The organism is Mesorhizobium monacense, assembly GCF_056781675.1.
In genome coordinates this window covers 5,374,863-5,388,546 of the sequence record NZ_CM165567.1, presented here as the reverse complement: position 1 = coordinate 5,388,546, position 13,684 = coordinate 5,374,863, and the positions used below count along the sequence as shown (strand labels likewise).

The 13,684-nt window shown below is 63.9% G+C and carries 10 protein-coding genes; 5 read left to right on the top strand and 5 right to left on the bottom strand.

Translation table 11 applies throughout. From position 1 onward, the window contains the following. Position 1 precedes the first annotated feature (1 nt). The 3 genes from AC1RUK_RS25755 to AC1RUK_RS25745 are packed head-to-tail and all read left to right on the top strand — an operon-like array spanning position 2 to position 2,913. Positions 2–841 (top strand): carbohydrate ABC transporter permease, encoded by an 840-nt coding sequence (locus AC1RUK_RS25755; protein ID WP_436170426.1) that lies wholly within the window; start codon positions 2–4, stop codon positions 839–841. Further along, on the top strand, positions 838–1,899 hold the full coding sequence (locus AC1RUK_RS25750; RefSeq protein WP_481838398.1) for a Gfo/Idh/MocA family protein: 1,062 nt from the start codon (positions 838–840) through the stop codon (positions 1,897–1,899). Before AC1RUK_RS25755 ends, AC1RUK_RS25750 begins: the two co-directional genes overlap by 4 nt. A 15-nt stretch (positions 1,900–1,914) precedes the next feature. After that, positions 1,915–2,913 (top strand): ABC transporter ATP-binding protein, encoded by a 999-nt coding sequence (locus tag AC1RUK_RS25745; protein ID WP_481838399.1) that lies wholly within the window; start codon positions 1,915–1,917, stop codon positions 2,911–2,913. Positions 2,914–3,124: 211 nt separating this feature from the next. Here the strand turns inward: AC1RUK_RS25745 and AC1RUK_RS25740 are convergent, their stop codons facing one another. The 5 genes from AC1RUK_RS25740 to AC1RUK_RS25720 all read right to left on the bottom strand — a co-directional run bounded on the left by AC1RUK_RS25740 (position 3,125) and on the right by AC1RUK_RS25720 (position 9,578). Further along, complete coding sequence (locus AC1RUK_RS25740; protein WP_481838400.1) at positions 3,125–3,970, bottom strand: fumarylacetoacetate hydrolase family protein; 846 nt, start codon at positions 3,968–3,970, stop codon at positions 3,125–3,127. 219 nt (positions 3,971–4,189) lie between these two features. Beyond that, a complete protein-coding gene (locus AC1RUK_RS25735) occupies positions 4,190–4,921 on the bottom strand; it encodes an SDR family oxidoreductase (RefSeq protein WP_481838401.1) in 732 nt (243 codons plus the stop codon). 191 nt (positions 4,922–5,112) lie between these two features. Continuing rightward, positions 5,113–7,485, bottom strand: coding sequence for an aldehyde dehydrogenase family protein (locus tag AC1RUK_RS25730; RefSeq protein WP_481838402.1), 2,373 nt, complete (start codon positions 7,483–7,485; stop codon positions 5,113–5,115). 49 nt (positions 7,486–7,534) lie between these two features. Continuing rightward, positions 7,535–8,584: a deoxyribose-phosphate aldolase gene (gene deoC / locus AC1RUK_RS25725; protein WP_481838403.1), complete on the bottom strand. Its 1,050-nt coding sequence runs from the start codon at positions 8,582–8,584 to the stop codon at positions 7,535–7,537. Between the two features lie 166 nt (positions 8,585–8,750). Next, the gene (locus tag AC1RUK_RS25720) at positions 8,751–9,578 is read right to left on the bottom strand and encodes a ferredoxin--NADP reductase (RefSeq protein WP_481840133.1); all 828 of its coding nucleotides are present in this window, start codon (positions 9,576–9,578) and stop codon (positions 8,751–8,753) included. Positions 9,579–9,798: 220 nt separating this feature from the next. On the opposite strand from AC1RUK_RS25720, the gene AC1RUK_RS25715 reads away from it, so the two are divergent. Continuing rightward, positions 9,799–11,871: a hydantoinase/oxoprolinase family protein gene (locus AC1RUK_RS25715; protein ID WP_481838405.1), complete on the top strand. Its 2,073-nt coding sequence runs from the start codon at positions 9,799–9,801 to the stop codon at positions 11,869–11,871. Position 11,872: 1 nt separating this feature from the next. Continuing rightward, a complete protein-coding gene (locus AC1RUK_RS25710; protein ID WP_481840132.1) occupies positions 11,873–13,672 on the top strand; it encodes a hydantoinase B/oxoprolinase family protein in 1,800 nt (599 codons plus the stop codon). The last annotated feature ends 12 nt before the right edge of the window (positions 13,673–13,684 follow it).

Here is a 13,684-nt window from a genome sequence, read left to right as displayed (position 1 = left end):
GATGAGCACCGCAACCCGTTCGCTGCCCCGCACTATCGGCGCCCACGCGATCTTGTTGACCTATACGGCGATCGCGCTGTTTCCGGTCATCATCGTGATCATGAATTCGTTCAAGTCGCGCGCCGGCATTTTTGGCGAGCCGCTGACGCCGCCGACGCCGAAGACGTTCGACCTGATCGGCTACACCACGGTCATCGGCCAGGGTGACTTCATCCACTATTTCCAGAACAGCCTCGTCGTCACCGTCGCTTCGCTGTTCTTCGTGCTTCTGTTCGGCGCCATGGCCGCCTTCGCGCTGTCGGAATATCGCTTCCGCGGCAACACGCTGATGGGGCTTTATCTGGCGCTCGGCATCATGATCCCGATCCGCCTCGGCACCGTCGCCATCCTGCAATTGATGGTGGCGAGCGGGCTGGTCAACACACTGACAGCGCTGATCCTGGTTTACACCGCGCAAGGCCTGCCGCTGGCTGTCTTTATCCTGTCGGAATTCATGAAGCAGGTGTCCGACGACCTGAAGAATGCCGGCCGCATCGACGGGCTGTCGGAATACACGATCTTCTTCCGGCTGGTGCTGCCGCTGGTCAGGCCGTCGATGGCGACAGTCGCGGTCTTCACCATGATCCCGATCTGGAATGATCTGTGGTTCCCGCTGATCCTGGCGCCGTCGGAAGAGACCAAGACGGTGACGCTCGGCGCGCAGCTCTTCCTCGGCCAGTTCGTCACCAACTGGAACGCCATCCTGGCAGCACTCTCGCTGGCGATCATGCCGGTGCTGATCCTCTACGTCATCTTCTCGCGGCAGCTGATCCGCGGCATCACGTCTGGAGCCGTCAAGTGAGTTCGCAAAAACCCCTTCGCGTCGTCGTCGCCGGCCTCGGCAATATGGGCCGCAGCCACGCGCTCGCCTATCACACCAATCCAGGCTTCGAGATCGCGGCACTGGTCAACCGCTCCGACGTGCCGCTGCCGGAAGGGCTTTCCGGCTACGGCATCAGGCGCTCCTTCGACGAGGCGTTGCGCGACGAGAAGCCCGATGTCGCCTCGATCGCCACCTATTCGGACAGCCATGCCGACTATGCGGTGAAGGCGTTCGAAGCCGGCTGTCATGTCTTTGTCGAGAAGCCGCTGGCAACAACGGTTGCCGATGCCGAGCGCGTCGTCGCGGCGGCCAAGGCCAACGGCAAAAAGCTGGTGATCGGCTACATCCTGCGCCATCACCCGTCCTGGATCCGGCTGATCGCCGAGGCGCGCAAGCTCGGCGGCCCCTACGTGTTCCGCATGAACCTCAACCAGCAATCCTCGGGCCATACCTGGGGCACGCACAAGCAGCTGATGCAGACGACCTCGCCGATCGTCGACTGCGGCGTGCACTATCTCGACGTGATGCTGCAGATCACCGACGCCAGGCCGGTCGAGGTGCGCGGCATGGGGGTGCGGCTGACCGAAGAGGTCGCGCCCTCGATGTACAATTACGGCCACCTGCAGGTGCTGTTCGATGATGGCTCCGTCGGCTGGTACGAGGCCGGCTGGGGGCCGATGATCTCGGAGACCGCCTTCTTCGTGAAGGACGTGATCTCACCGAACGGCTGCGTATCGATCGTCATGAAGGAAGGTGTCAAATCCGACGATATCGACACCCACACCAAGACCTCGACCATCCGCCTGCATAGTGCCGCGACCGGAGCCGACGGCAAGTTCGCCAGGCCCGACGAGATGCTGTCGATGGAAGGCGAGCCGGGCCACCAGGACCTGTGCGATCTCGAGCAGGCCTTTGTGCTCAAGGCGATCCGCGAGGATCTCGATCTCAACAGGCATATGGACGACGCGGTGAAGTCGCTCGCCGTCTGCCTTGCCGCCGACGAGAGCGTGCGCAGCGGCGCCGCCATCAAACTCTAGAACAGGGACGACGCCGTGGGCTCGCTGAAGATCGAGAATGTGAAGAAGGCTTTCGGGCCGGTCGAGGTGCTGAAGGGCATCAACCTCGAAGTGACGGACGGCGAGTTCGTCGTCTTCGTCGGACCATCCGGCTGCGGCAAGTCGACCTTGCTCAGGGTCATTGCCGGGCTGGAGGATTCGACTTCGGGCCGCGTGGTGATCGACGGCGACGACGTCTCCGTTACGCCACCGGCCAAGCGCGGCATCGCCATGGTGTTCCAGACCTATGCGCTCTACCCGCATCTGACGGTGAAGAACAACATGGGTCTCGGCCTGAAGCAGGCCAGCACGCCGGCGGCCGAGATCGACCGCCGCATCGGCATTGCGTCCACGATGCTGTCGCTGGAGCCCTATCTCGAGAGGCGGCCGGCGGAACTCTCGGGCGGCCAGCGCCAGCGCGTCGCCATCGGCCGCGCCGTGGTGCGGGAACCCAAGCTTTTTCTCTTCGACGAGCCTTTGTCCAATCTCGATGCCGCGCTACGCGTCAACACCAGGCTGGAAATCGCGCAGCTGCATCGCCGGCTGAAAGCGACGATGATCTACGTCACCCACGACCAGGTCGAAGCGATGACGCTGGCCGACAAGATCGTCGTGCTCAATGCGGGCCGGATCGAGCAGATCGGCGGGCCGATGGAGCTCTACAATTCGCCGGCGAACGAATTCGTCGCCGGCTTCATCGGCTCACCGAAGATGAATTTCATCGACGGCGCGAGACTGGGCGAGACGGCCAAGACCATCGGCGTCCGGCCCGAGCACCTGACCGTTGACACGAAATCGGGAGCCTGGAAGGGCACGGTGGTGCATGCCGAGCACCTCGGCGCCGACACCAATCTCTATCTCGACTGCGAAAAGGCCGGGCTGATCACGGTGCGCATCTTCGGTGTCTACAATGCGGAGCCGGGTGCCACGCTTTATGCGACGCCGGATTCGGCGAAGACCTATCGGTTTGGAGTCGATGGGAAGGTGATGAAGTAGCTTCGCAGCATTGGCCGGCGCTGCCCCTCATTGCCCTGCCAGGCATTTCTCCCCGCAAACGGGGAGAAAGAAAGCTGGCCGCAGCGCTGGCGCCTTTTCCGCAACGTAGGCGATTGGCGAAATCGTCGATGACGGCGTCCTTCTCCCCGTTCACGGGGAGAAGATGGCGGCAGCCAGATGAGGGGTGGCGCAAGCTTGTGAGGTGATACGCCTACGCGTCCGCCCTGAACGTCTGCTTCTGCTGACCCAGCCCCTCAATACCGAGCTCGACAACATCGCCCGCCTTGAGGAACACCGGCGGCTTCATGCCGAGGCCAACGCCGGGTGGCGTGCCGGTGGAGATGATGTCGCCGGGATGCAGCGACATGAACTGGCTGAGATAGGAGACCAGATAGGCGACGCCGTAGACCATGGTCTTGGTCGAGCCGTTCTGCATCGTCTTGCCGTTGACCGTCAGCCACATCTTGATGTTCTGCGGGTCGGCCACCTCGTCCTTGGTCACCAGCCACGGGCCGATCGGGCCGAATGTGTCGCAGCTCTTGCCCTTGGTCCACTGGCCTTGCCGCTCGGCCTGGAAGGCACGCTCGGAAACGTCATGCGCGACGCAGTAGCCGGCAATATAATCCAGCGCTTCGGCCTCGCTGACATATTTCGCTTTTCTGCCAATAACGACGGCGAGTTCGACCTCCCAGTCGGTCTTGACCGAGCCGCGCGGGATCAGCACGTCGTCGTCAGGCCCGACGATGGCCGAGCTTGCCTTCATGAAGATGATCGGCTCCGGCGGCACGGTAGCGCCGGTCTCGGCGGCATGGTCGGAATAGTTCAGCCCGATGCAGATGAATTTTCCCGTGCCGGCGACGCAGGCGCCGATGCGAGGGTTACCGGAAACCGCCGGCAGCGATTTCGGATCGAGCTTCGACAGCATGTCCAGCGAGGCCGGATGAAGCACCGTGCCGGCGATGTCGGCGACATAAGCGGAGAGGTCGCGGATCGTCCCATCCTCATCGAGCAGGCCGGGACGTTCGCTCCCTACCTCGCCATAGCGCAGCAGTTTCATGCAGTCTTTCTCCTGATTGCGGCCCGAGGCCTTTTGCAAACTCTCCGCCGAGGCAACGATATGGTTTTCAGAAACCGGGCGGAACGTACCTATTGGACCTGACTCCGGGCAAGCGCAGAAGCCATTTCAAGCGCTGGCGGGGTGGGATTTTCAGACTCCTCGATCCTGATCCATCCATGACCTTTTCCGAAAACCGGTTCCCACTTTTCGGGATCATGGTCAGATCGACCAGCCGCCATCGATGTTGTAGGCCTGCCCCGACGTGTAGGTGGCGCCGGCCAGATAAACGGCGAGATCGGCAATTTCCTCCGGCGTGCCGAGACGGCCCATCGGCTGGCGGGCGATGAAGGCGGCGCGGGCGGCTTCGTAGTCGCCTTGCGCATGCATGCGATCCTGCAGCGACGGGCTCTCGACGGTGCCTGGGCAGATGGCGTTGCAGCGTATGCCCTTGCCGACATAGTCGGCGGCGACCGCCTTGGTCAGGCCGATGACCGCAGCCTTGGTGACGCCATAAGCGAAACGGTTGGGCACGCCTTTGCCGGCACCGGCGACCGAAGACATGTTGACGATCGATCCGCCGCCACGTTCCAGCATTCCCGGCAGCACGGCGCGGATGGTACGGATCATCGCGCGCACATTGAGGTTGAAGGCGAAGTCGAGATCGGCGTCCGCCATTTCGAGGATCGAGCCGGAATGGACGAAGCCAGCGCAATTGAACAGCACATCGACAGGGCCGATTTCGGCGAAGCCCGATTTCACCGCCTCGTCGTTCAGCACATCGAGCTTGCGGGTCTTGATGTCAGACGTCTTGCCGAGTTCGGCCAGCAGCACCTCGTTGATGTCGGTGGCGTGCACCACGGCGCCTGCTTTGGCGAAGGCCAGCGCGCTCGCCCTGCCGATGCCTTGCGCCGCTGCGGTGACGACAACGACCTTGCCTGCCAGATCCGCCATGCTTTTCTCCTCGACTGTATATCGCCGCCCGGATTTCTAAGGGCATTCGGCCAATGTGCAATGTGCCAGGCAGGCACTATCGTGCCGCCTGTGCGGGGGCGTGCGCCTGCAGGCCAATTGTTTTTTCTCGTTAAAGAACATCCATTGACCCGTCAAGCCCGAACGTCGCCGCCGGACGCTCGGGTGGACCGTCAGTCGCCGTAGGGCACCCAGACGTTCTTGACCTCGACGGCACGGCGCAGGAAAGCGTCCCCTGCGGCTTCGCCCGACGCCCAGTCGAGGCTGCGGCCATTGCCGGTCCAGACGCGCTTGAGGTTGCCGATCGAGTCGGCTTCCGCCTTGGCGCAGGTCTCGGCATCGGCAAACACCCAGAGGCCGTCGACATCGTCGTGCTTGGCCAGCACGCCGGCAAGCTCGGCGCTGCGGCCGGTGACGATGTTGATGGCGCCGGCCGGAACGTCGGAATACTCGATCACCTGATAGAGATCGGTCGCCAGGAGCGGATACTTTTCCGAAGGCACAGCCACCACCGTGTTGCCCATGGCGAGCGCCGGAGCAACCAGCGAGATCAGACCGAGCAAGGGTGCTGCGTCGGGCGCGACGATGCCGACGACGCCGACCGGCTCGTGCAGCGCCAATGTGACAGCCCGGGCAGGCGGCTGGTGCACGCGGCCCTCGAACTTGTCGGCGAGGCCGGCATAGACGAACAGCCGCTCGATCGACTGCTCGACCTCTTCGCGCGCGGCTTTTGCCGCCACACCGGTAAGTTGGACAAGACGCGCGGCGAATTCATCGGCACGGCCGGACAGGTTTTCGGCCAGATAGTAGAGCACCTGGGCACGATTGTAGGCGGTCGCTTCCGGCCAGCCCTTGCAGGCGCGGGCAGCCGAGACGGCGTCGCGGATATCCTTGCGATTGCCGAGCCCAACCTCGCCTGCAAGCTTGCCCTTGGCAGTGGCAATTCCAAGCGAATAATTGCCGTCCGGCCTGACCTGCTTGCCGCCGATGAACAGCTTTGCCGTGCGATCGATGGCGTCGCCTTCAGATTGCTCGACAGGCTGCACGGAAGATGTCGCCGGCTTGATCACCGGGCCGAGCGGCAGTTTCACGGACAGATATTCGAACATCCCCTCGCGGCCGCCTTCGCGGCCGAAGCCGCTCTCGCGGTAGCCGCCGAAGCCGCAGGCGGCGTCGAACATGTTGGTGCCGTTGACCCAGACGACGCCGGCCTTCAGCTGCGGCGCGACATGCAGCGCAAGGTTGACGTTTTCGCTCCACACCGAGGCTGCCAGCCCATAGCGCGTGTTGTTGGCGAGCTCGATCGCTTCCTCGGTGTTGCGGAAGGTCATGGTGGCCAGCACCGGGCCGAACACCTCCTCCTGCGCCAAGATATTAGCCGGCGAAACACCAGTCGCGAGCGTCGGCAGATGGTAATAGCCGGAGGACGGCAGGGCAGCATCGGGCTGCCAGCAGACGGCGCCCTGTTTTGCCCCTTCGGCGACCAGTCCCTTGACACGCTCGAGCTGGGTCAAGTCGACCAGCGGGCCGATATCGGTGTTCTTGTCAAGCGGGCTGCCGACGCGCAGCCGGCCCATCCGGGTCTTGACCTTGGCGATCAAGGCATCGGCGATGCCTTCCTGCACCAGAAGCCGCGAGCCGGCGCAGCAGACCTGGCCCTGGTTGAACCAGATGCCGTCGACCAGGCCCTCGACGGCGCTGTCGAGATCGGCGTCCTCGAAGACGACGAAGGCCGACTTGCCGCCGAGCTCCAGCGATATCTTTTTCCCCGATCCCGCCGTGGCTTTTCGAATGATCTTGCCGACCTCGGATGAGCCGGTGAAGGCGATCTTCTGGACGCCCGGATGGTTGACGATTGCGGCACCCGCCTCCGGCCCGCCCTGGACGATGTTGACGACGCCTTTGGGCACACCTGCCCGTTCGCAGATCTCGGCGAACAGGATGGCGGTGAGCGGCGTGAACTCGGCCGGCTTCAGCACCACCGTGCAGCCGGCGGCGAGTGCCGGCGCGATCTTCCAGGCCAGCATCAGCAGCGGGAAGTTCCACGGGATGATCTGGCCGACAACGCCGACGCCCTTATGATCAGCGAAATCCTTGTCCAGCGCCTGTGCCCAGCCGGCATGGTGGATGAAATGGCGGATGGCTAAGGGCACGTCGATGTCGCGGCTTTCGCGGATCGGCTTACCGTTGTCGATCGATTCCAGCACCGCGAACAGGCGCTGATGGCGCTGCATGGCGCGGCCGATGGCATAGAGCACCTTGGCTCGGCTGTAGCCGGTGCTGGCGCTCCATTTCGGCAAGGCTTTTGCCGCAGCCGCAACCGCGGCGTCGATATCGGCTGCACCCGCATCCGAGACTTTTGCGAGCAGCTTGCCGGAGGCGGGATCGCTGGTGTCGAAGGTCTTGCCGCTGCCCGCCGCCTTCCACTCGCCGCCGATGAACAGCGCCTTGCCGAAATCTCGCGCGGCAAGCCAGGCATCCGCCTCGTTGCGGGCCTCCGGCGCCGGGCCGTAATCCATGGCGTGATAGCGTTCGAGAATGTTCATCGGGCGTCTCCGCTAGGAGGAGGTTTTTTGTGCGGCGCGGTGTGGCGCCTCAAGCCATCGCGTGGCGATGATTGGCCGAGTAATGGCCGGTCAGATGGTGTTCGAGCTGGCGCTCGATGTCGGTCAGCAGGCTCGATGCGCCGAAGCGGAACAGGTCGGGCTCCAGCCATGGCCGGCCCAGCTCTTCCTTCATCAGCACCAGCCAGTCGAGCGAAGCCTTGGCGGTGGAAATGCCGCCGGCCGGCTTGAAGCCGATAAGATAGCCGGTTTCCTCGAAATAGGCGCGGATGGCGCGCACCATGGCGAGGCCGACGGGCAGCGTCGCGTTGACGCTTTCCTTGCCGGTCGAGGTCTTGATGAAATCCGCGCCCGCCATCATCGCCACCATCGAGGCCAGCATGACATTGCGCAGCGTGGCGAGGTCGCCGGTGCCGAGAATGACCTTGAGATGCGCCTCGCTGCAAGCTTCGCGCATCGAAACGATCTCGTTGTAGAGTTCCTGCCATTTCGCCGCGAAGACCAGCCCGCGCGGAATGACGACGTCGATCTCGTCGGCGCCGTCCCGCACCGAAGCCTCGATCTCCTGCAGGCGGGTCGACAGCGGCGCGAGACCATGCGGAAAGGCGGTCGAGACGGCAGCGACATGGATGCCGGTGCCGCGTACGGCATCGACGGCGGTGGCGACGAAGGGATGGTAGACGCAGACCGCCGCCGGGCGGATGGTCTCGCCTGCTATGTCGAGCCCCTCGACGATGTCGCGGCGGAACGGATTGATCGCCTTGGCGCAGAGCCGGCGCACGCGCTCCTCGGTGTCGTTGGAATTCAGTGTCGTCAGGTCCATGCAGGCAACGGCGCGTAGCAGCCAGGCCGCTTGGTTGTCGGCCTTGATCGAGCGCCGCTTGGTCAGGCTGGCGACGCGGCGCTCCAGCGCGGAGCGGTTGACGCTGCGCACCGATTCCATGAAGCCGAGATCGAGCCGCATGCCGGGATTGCGGGCAATGGCATGGTCCGGCAGTGCGGGCGTGTTGGCGGCGGTGCGCGCCGGCAGCGGCGTGACCTTGGACGCGCCGACGTCGGCTTCACGGATTGTGCTGCTCATCTCCTGCCCTCTTCATTCAGCGGCGTGCGCCGAAGATAGCCCGTGAAGGTGCACTTCACGAGTCCTCAAGCGGCTCATAGCTGAAAAAGGCAGCGAAAGCAGCAGATTTTTGACCGCGTGGTCAAAAATGCAAATTTGGAGGAAGGACGTTAAACGTCCCGACGTCTCAGCCGACGAAGGCGCGCTCGACGACGAAGCTCGACGGCTGATGCAGCGAGCCTTCTTGGAAGCCCAGGCTCTCGGCGAGTTCCTTGACGTCCTTGAGCATGTGGATCGAGCCGCAGATCATGATGCGGTCGGTCTCGGGGTTGAGCTTGTCGATGCCGAGGTCGGAATAGAACTTGCCCGAGCCGATAAGCGCGGTGATGCGGCCCATGCGCGCCAACTCTTCGCGCGTCGTCGAATTGTAGAGGGTGACGCGGCCGCCGGTCAGTTCGCCGATCAGCGGGTCGTTTTCGAGTGCGGCTACCAGCTCCTGGCCGTAAACCAGCTCGGCATTGTCGCGGCAGGTGTGGGTCAGGATGACCTGCTCGAACTTCTCATAGGTGTCGGGATCGCGCAGCAGGCTGGCGAAGGGCGCGATGCCGGTGCCGGTCGAGATCATGAACAGGCGCTTTGCCGGGGTCAGCGCATCGAGCACCAGCGTGCCGGTCGACTTCTGGCGCATGATGACGGTGTCGCCAACCTGGATCTTCTGCAGCTCGGAGGTCAGCGGGCCGTCCGGCACCTTGATCGAGAAAAATTCCAGTTCGTCGTCCCAGGACGGGCTGGCGACCGAATAGGCGCGGTACACCGGCTTCTCGGCATTGGGCAGGCCGATCATGACGAACTCGCCAGAGCGGAAGCGCAGCGACTGCGGCCGGGTGATGCGGAACGAGAACAGACGGTCGGTGTAATGCTTCACCGAGACGACCGTTTCGGCATAGACATTGGCCGGAATCGGAAACTGCAGCGGCCGGGCGCCGGCGGTGTTGAACGCGGATGTGGTGTTCATCAAATCCAACCTTCTGGCCCAATTTCAGACGCGGGCGCCAAACCTTCTCCTGCGCGCCCGAACCAGTCAGGTTCCGGCGTGCCCTTTGCACACTGCGAAGCGGTAAGCTCTTGTGTCCCGAATTTATTAGTATACAAATGATATTTGCGTCAAGAGACCAGCGTAAAACACCTTTCCAAACTGAGACATATCCGTAGTCCGGGCATTTCGGGTTTCGACAATGAAAGAGAATTTTTCGGCGTTGCCGGGCAATGTCGTCGCCGGCATCGATGTTGGCGGAACCTTTACCGACCTGCTTTTGATCGATGGCAAAGACGGCGGCCGGGTGCATATCGCCAAGACCCCGACCACGGTCGACAACCAGGCTTTCGGCGTGGTTTCAGCACTTGGCGCCACCGGCTTTCCGATCGATGGCATCGACCTCATCGTGCACGGCACGACCACCACCACCAACGCCGTGCTGGAGCGCCGGCTGGCGAAAACCGGCATGATCACCACGCGCGGCTTTCGCGACGTGATCGAGCTTGGACGGCGCACCCGGCCGCAGCCCTATGGCATGACAGGAACGTTCGTGCCGGTCATTCCGCGCAATCTCAGGCTCGAAGTGTCGGAGCGGGTCGAGGCTTCTGGCGCGGTTCGCGTTCCGCTCGACGAAGCCGAGATGCGCATGGCTGTCTCACAGCTGATCGAGGCCGGCTGCGAATCCCTCGTCATCCACTTCCTGCATTCTTATGCCAATCCGTCGCATGAGCGTCGCGCCGCCGAAATCGCCGCCGAACTTTGGCCGAATGGCTACATCACCACCGGTCATGCGCTGCTGTCGGAAGCGCGCGAGTTCGAACGCGGGGTGACGGCCTCGGTCAACGCCTCGGTGCAGCCGATCCTCGAGCGCTATGTCGAGAGGCTGCGCACGGAACTTGCAGCAAAAGGCTACGCCCGCGATTTTTTGATCATGAACGGCAATGGCGGCATGATCTCGGCCCGCTTCGTCACCCGTGAATCGGCGAAGACCGTCATGTCGGGGCCGGCCTCGGGCGTCATCGCCGCCGCCTATACCGGCAAGCGCGCCGGCTTCGAGAACTTGGTCACCTACGACATGGGCGGCACCTCGACCGACGTTGCGCTGATCCGCAACGCCGAGCCGGCGGTGTCGAACGAGATCGAGATCGAATATGCAATGCCGATCCATGTGCCGATGGTGGCGGTGCACACGGTTGGCGCCGGCGGCGGCTCGATCGCCCGCGTCGATGCCGCGGGCCTGATCCAGATCGGCCCGGAAAGTGCCGGCGCCAATCCCGGCCCGATCTGCTACGGGCGCGGCGGAAACGAGCCGACCATCACCGACGCCAATCTGGTGCTCGGACGGCTGGCGCCGAAGAAACTGCTGGCGGTCGAAAACCCGGTCACCGTCGAGCGCGTCACTGGCATATTCGAGGACAAGATCGGCAAGGCCACCGGCCTTTCCGGCGTCGAGGCCGCAGGTGCGGTGCTCAGGCTCGGCAACATGAAAATGGCCGGCGCCATCCGCATGGTCTCGGTGTCGCGCGGCCATGACCCGCGCGATTTTGCGCTGTTTGCCTTTGGCGGTGCCGGGCCGCTGCATGCGACAGCACTGGCGCGCGAGCTTGGCTTGCCCAAGGTGCTGGTGCCGGCGCGGCCTGGCATCACCAATGCGCTCGGTTGCGTGGTCGCCGATCTCCGGCACGACTTCGTCAACACCGTCAACCAGCCGGTGTCCAGTCTCGATGAAACCCAGCTTCACGCGATATTGGAACGGCACCGGAACGAAGGCGAGGAGCTGATCGGCAAGGAAGCGGTAAAGCCGGAGACGATCCGCGTCACCCATTCCGCCGACATGCAGTTCGTCGGCCAGACCCACATCATCAACGTGCCCCTGCCTTCCTCTTCCGTCACACGTGAAATGTTGCAGCTTCTGTTCGAAAAGGCCTATTTCGCCCGCTTCAAGGTCGAACTGCCGGAGATCCGCGCCAACCTGGTCAACCTCAACACCTCGGTGACCGGTGTCAGGCCGGCGATCGATCTGTCGCGGCTAATCGACCCGGCCGGTCGCGCGGCGACACTTGCCGACGCGCGGCGCGAAATCCGGCCGGTCTGGTACGCCGGCACCTGGCACGACACGCCGATCTACACGCGCGAAAAACTGCCGCTCGATGCGGTGATCGAAGGGCCGGCGATCCTAGAGCAGATGGACGCCACCACGGTGCTCGAACCCGGCGACCGGGCGCGTTCGGACGCCGATGGCAACATCATCATCGACATCGGCGAGGCCTGAGATGGCAAAGCTCGACACCATCACGCTTTCGGTACTTCAGGCAGCCCTGCAACAGGTCTGCGACGAGATGGACCTGACATTTTCGCGCGCCGCCTTCTCGCCGGTCATCGCCGAAGCCAACGACCGATCCGACGGCATATATTCGGCCCTCGACGGCTCGCTGATCGCGCAGGGCTCGCAGGGCCTGCCGGTGTTCGTCGGCGTCATGCAATATTCGACCAAAACGGTCATAGAGATGATTGCCGACGGGCGCTGCCTGCCGCCCGAGCCAGGCGACATCTACATCGTCAACGACCCTTATCTCGGCGGCACGCATCTGATGGATGTCCGCTTCGCCATGCCGGTGTACCGGAACGGCAAGATTTTCTGCTGGCTGTCGAACACCGGCCACTGGCCCGACATCGGCGGTTCGGTGCCGGGCGGCTTCTCGGCCTCCGCAACCGCGGTCGAGCAGGAAGGGCTGCGGCTGCCGCCGGTAAAGCTGTTCAAGAAGGGCGTGCTCGACGCGGAGATCTACGCCATCATCTGCTCCAACATCCGTGTTGCCGATCAACGCATCGGCGATATCCGGGCGCAGGCCGCGGCACTGCTGATCGGTCAGGACCGCCTCAATGGGATTCTCGATCGTTACGGCGATGAAACGGTTGTCGGGGCGATCGCGGAACTGCGCCGCCGCGCCGCCGAGCAGATGCGCGCCAACATTGCCGCCATCCCGGACGGAACCTACCGTTCAAAAGCCTTCGTCGATTCCGACGGGGTGGTGAACGAGCCGCTGACCATCGCGCTCGCCGTCGAGAAGCAGGGCGATACGCTGACCTTCGACTTTTCCGGCTCATCAAAGCCCTGCGCCGGGCCGATGAACAGCGTGCTAGCGACGACCTTGTCGTCGGTCTATCTCGCCATGCGCCACATTTTTCCGGACGTGCCGATCAGCGCCGGCGCCTTCGAGCCACTCATCGTCAAGCGACCGGAAGGCACCTTCCTCGACGCCAGATATCCGCGCCCGGTGTCGGGCTGCGCGGCCGAGGTTTCGCAGCGCATCGCCGAAGCGGTGTTCGCGGCCATGGTGCAGGCGCTGCCGGACAAGGTGACGGCGGCTCCCGCCGGATCCAGCGGCAATTTCGCGCTCGGCGGCAACGACCCGGTGCGTGGCCGCGACTACGTCATGTACCAGATTTCCGGCGGCGGCTATGGCGGCAATGCCGGCCATGACGGCCTGACCAATGGCTGCTCGACCATCGGCATTTCCAAATCGCCGCCGGTCGAGATCATGGAGCAGGCCTTTCCCGTGCTCTACCGCCACTATGCCCTGCGCGAAGGCTCCGGCGGCGCCGGCAAGCAGCGCGGCGGATTCGGGCTCGCCTACGAGGTCGAGATCCTGCGCGGCGACGCCCGCGCCTCCTTCGTCATGGATCACGGCCGCTTCGGCCCGCAAGGCGCGCTTGGCGGCAGGGACGGCGCGCCCAACACGGTGACGGTGTTCCGCGGCGGCGAGGCGCATGTGCCGCCGCACCTTTCCAAGGAGCAGGATATCGCGCTCAAGGCCGGCGACCGTGTGCGCGTCGGCACGCCTGGCGGCGGCGGCTATGGCGATCCGCTCCAGCGCGAGGCAAATCTGGTGCTGAGAGATGTAGCGCTCGGCTACTACACGCCCAAGGAGGCCAGTGATAAGTTCGGCGTCACCTTGGCGGCAGACGGGCTGACCGTAGATCGGGCAGCAACCGAGAAGCGGCGCGCCGGCGAAAGCTTCTCCGAACTCATTGACGCCCTGACGAAACGAAACGGCTCCATCAAGGCGTGAATCTAAGCCGGC

Coding starts and splice junctions, on each gene's coding strand:
- AC1RUK_RS25755 (WP_436170426.1), top strand. CDS start 2: ATGAGCACCGCAACCCGTTCGCTGCCCCGCACTATCGGCGCCCACGCG.
- AC1RUK_RS25740 (WP_481838400.1), bottom strand. CDS start 3,970: ATGAAACTGCTGCGCTATGGCGAGGTAGGGAGCGAACGTCCCGGCCTG.
- AC1RUK_RS25735 (WP_481838401.1), bottom strand. CDS start 4,921: ATGGCGGATCTGGCAGGCAAGGTCGTTGTCGTCACCGCAGCGGCGCAA.
- AC1RUK_RS25730 (WP_481838402.1), bottom strand. CDS start 7,485: ATGAACATTCTCGAACGCTATCACGCCATGGATTACGGCCCGGCGCCG.
- deoC (WP_481838403.1), bottom strand. CDS start 8,584: ATGAGCAGCACAATCCGTGAAGCCGACGTCGGCGCGTCCAAGGTCACG.
- AC1RUK_RS25720 (WP_481840133.1), bottom strand. CDS start 9,578: ATGAACACCACATCCGCGTTCAACACCGCCGGCGCCCGGCCGCTGCAG.
- AC1RUK_RS25715 (WP_481838405.1), top strand. CDS start 9,799: ATGAAAGAGAATTTTTCGGCGTTGCCGGGCAATGTCGTCGCCGGCATC.
- AC1RUK_RS25710 (WP_481840132.1), top strand. CDS start 11,873: ATGGCAAAGCTCGACACCATCACGCTTTCGGTACTTCAGGCAGCCCTG.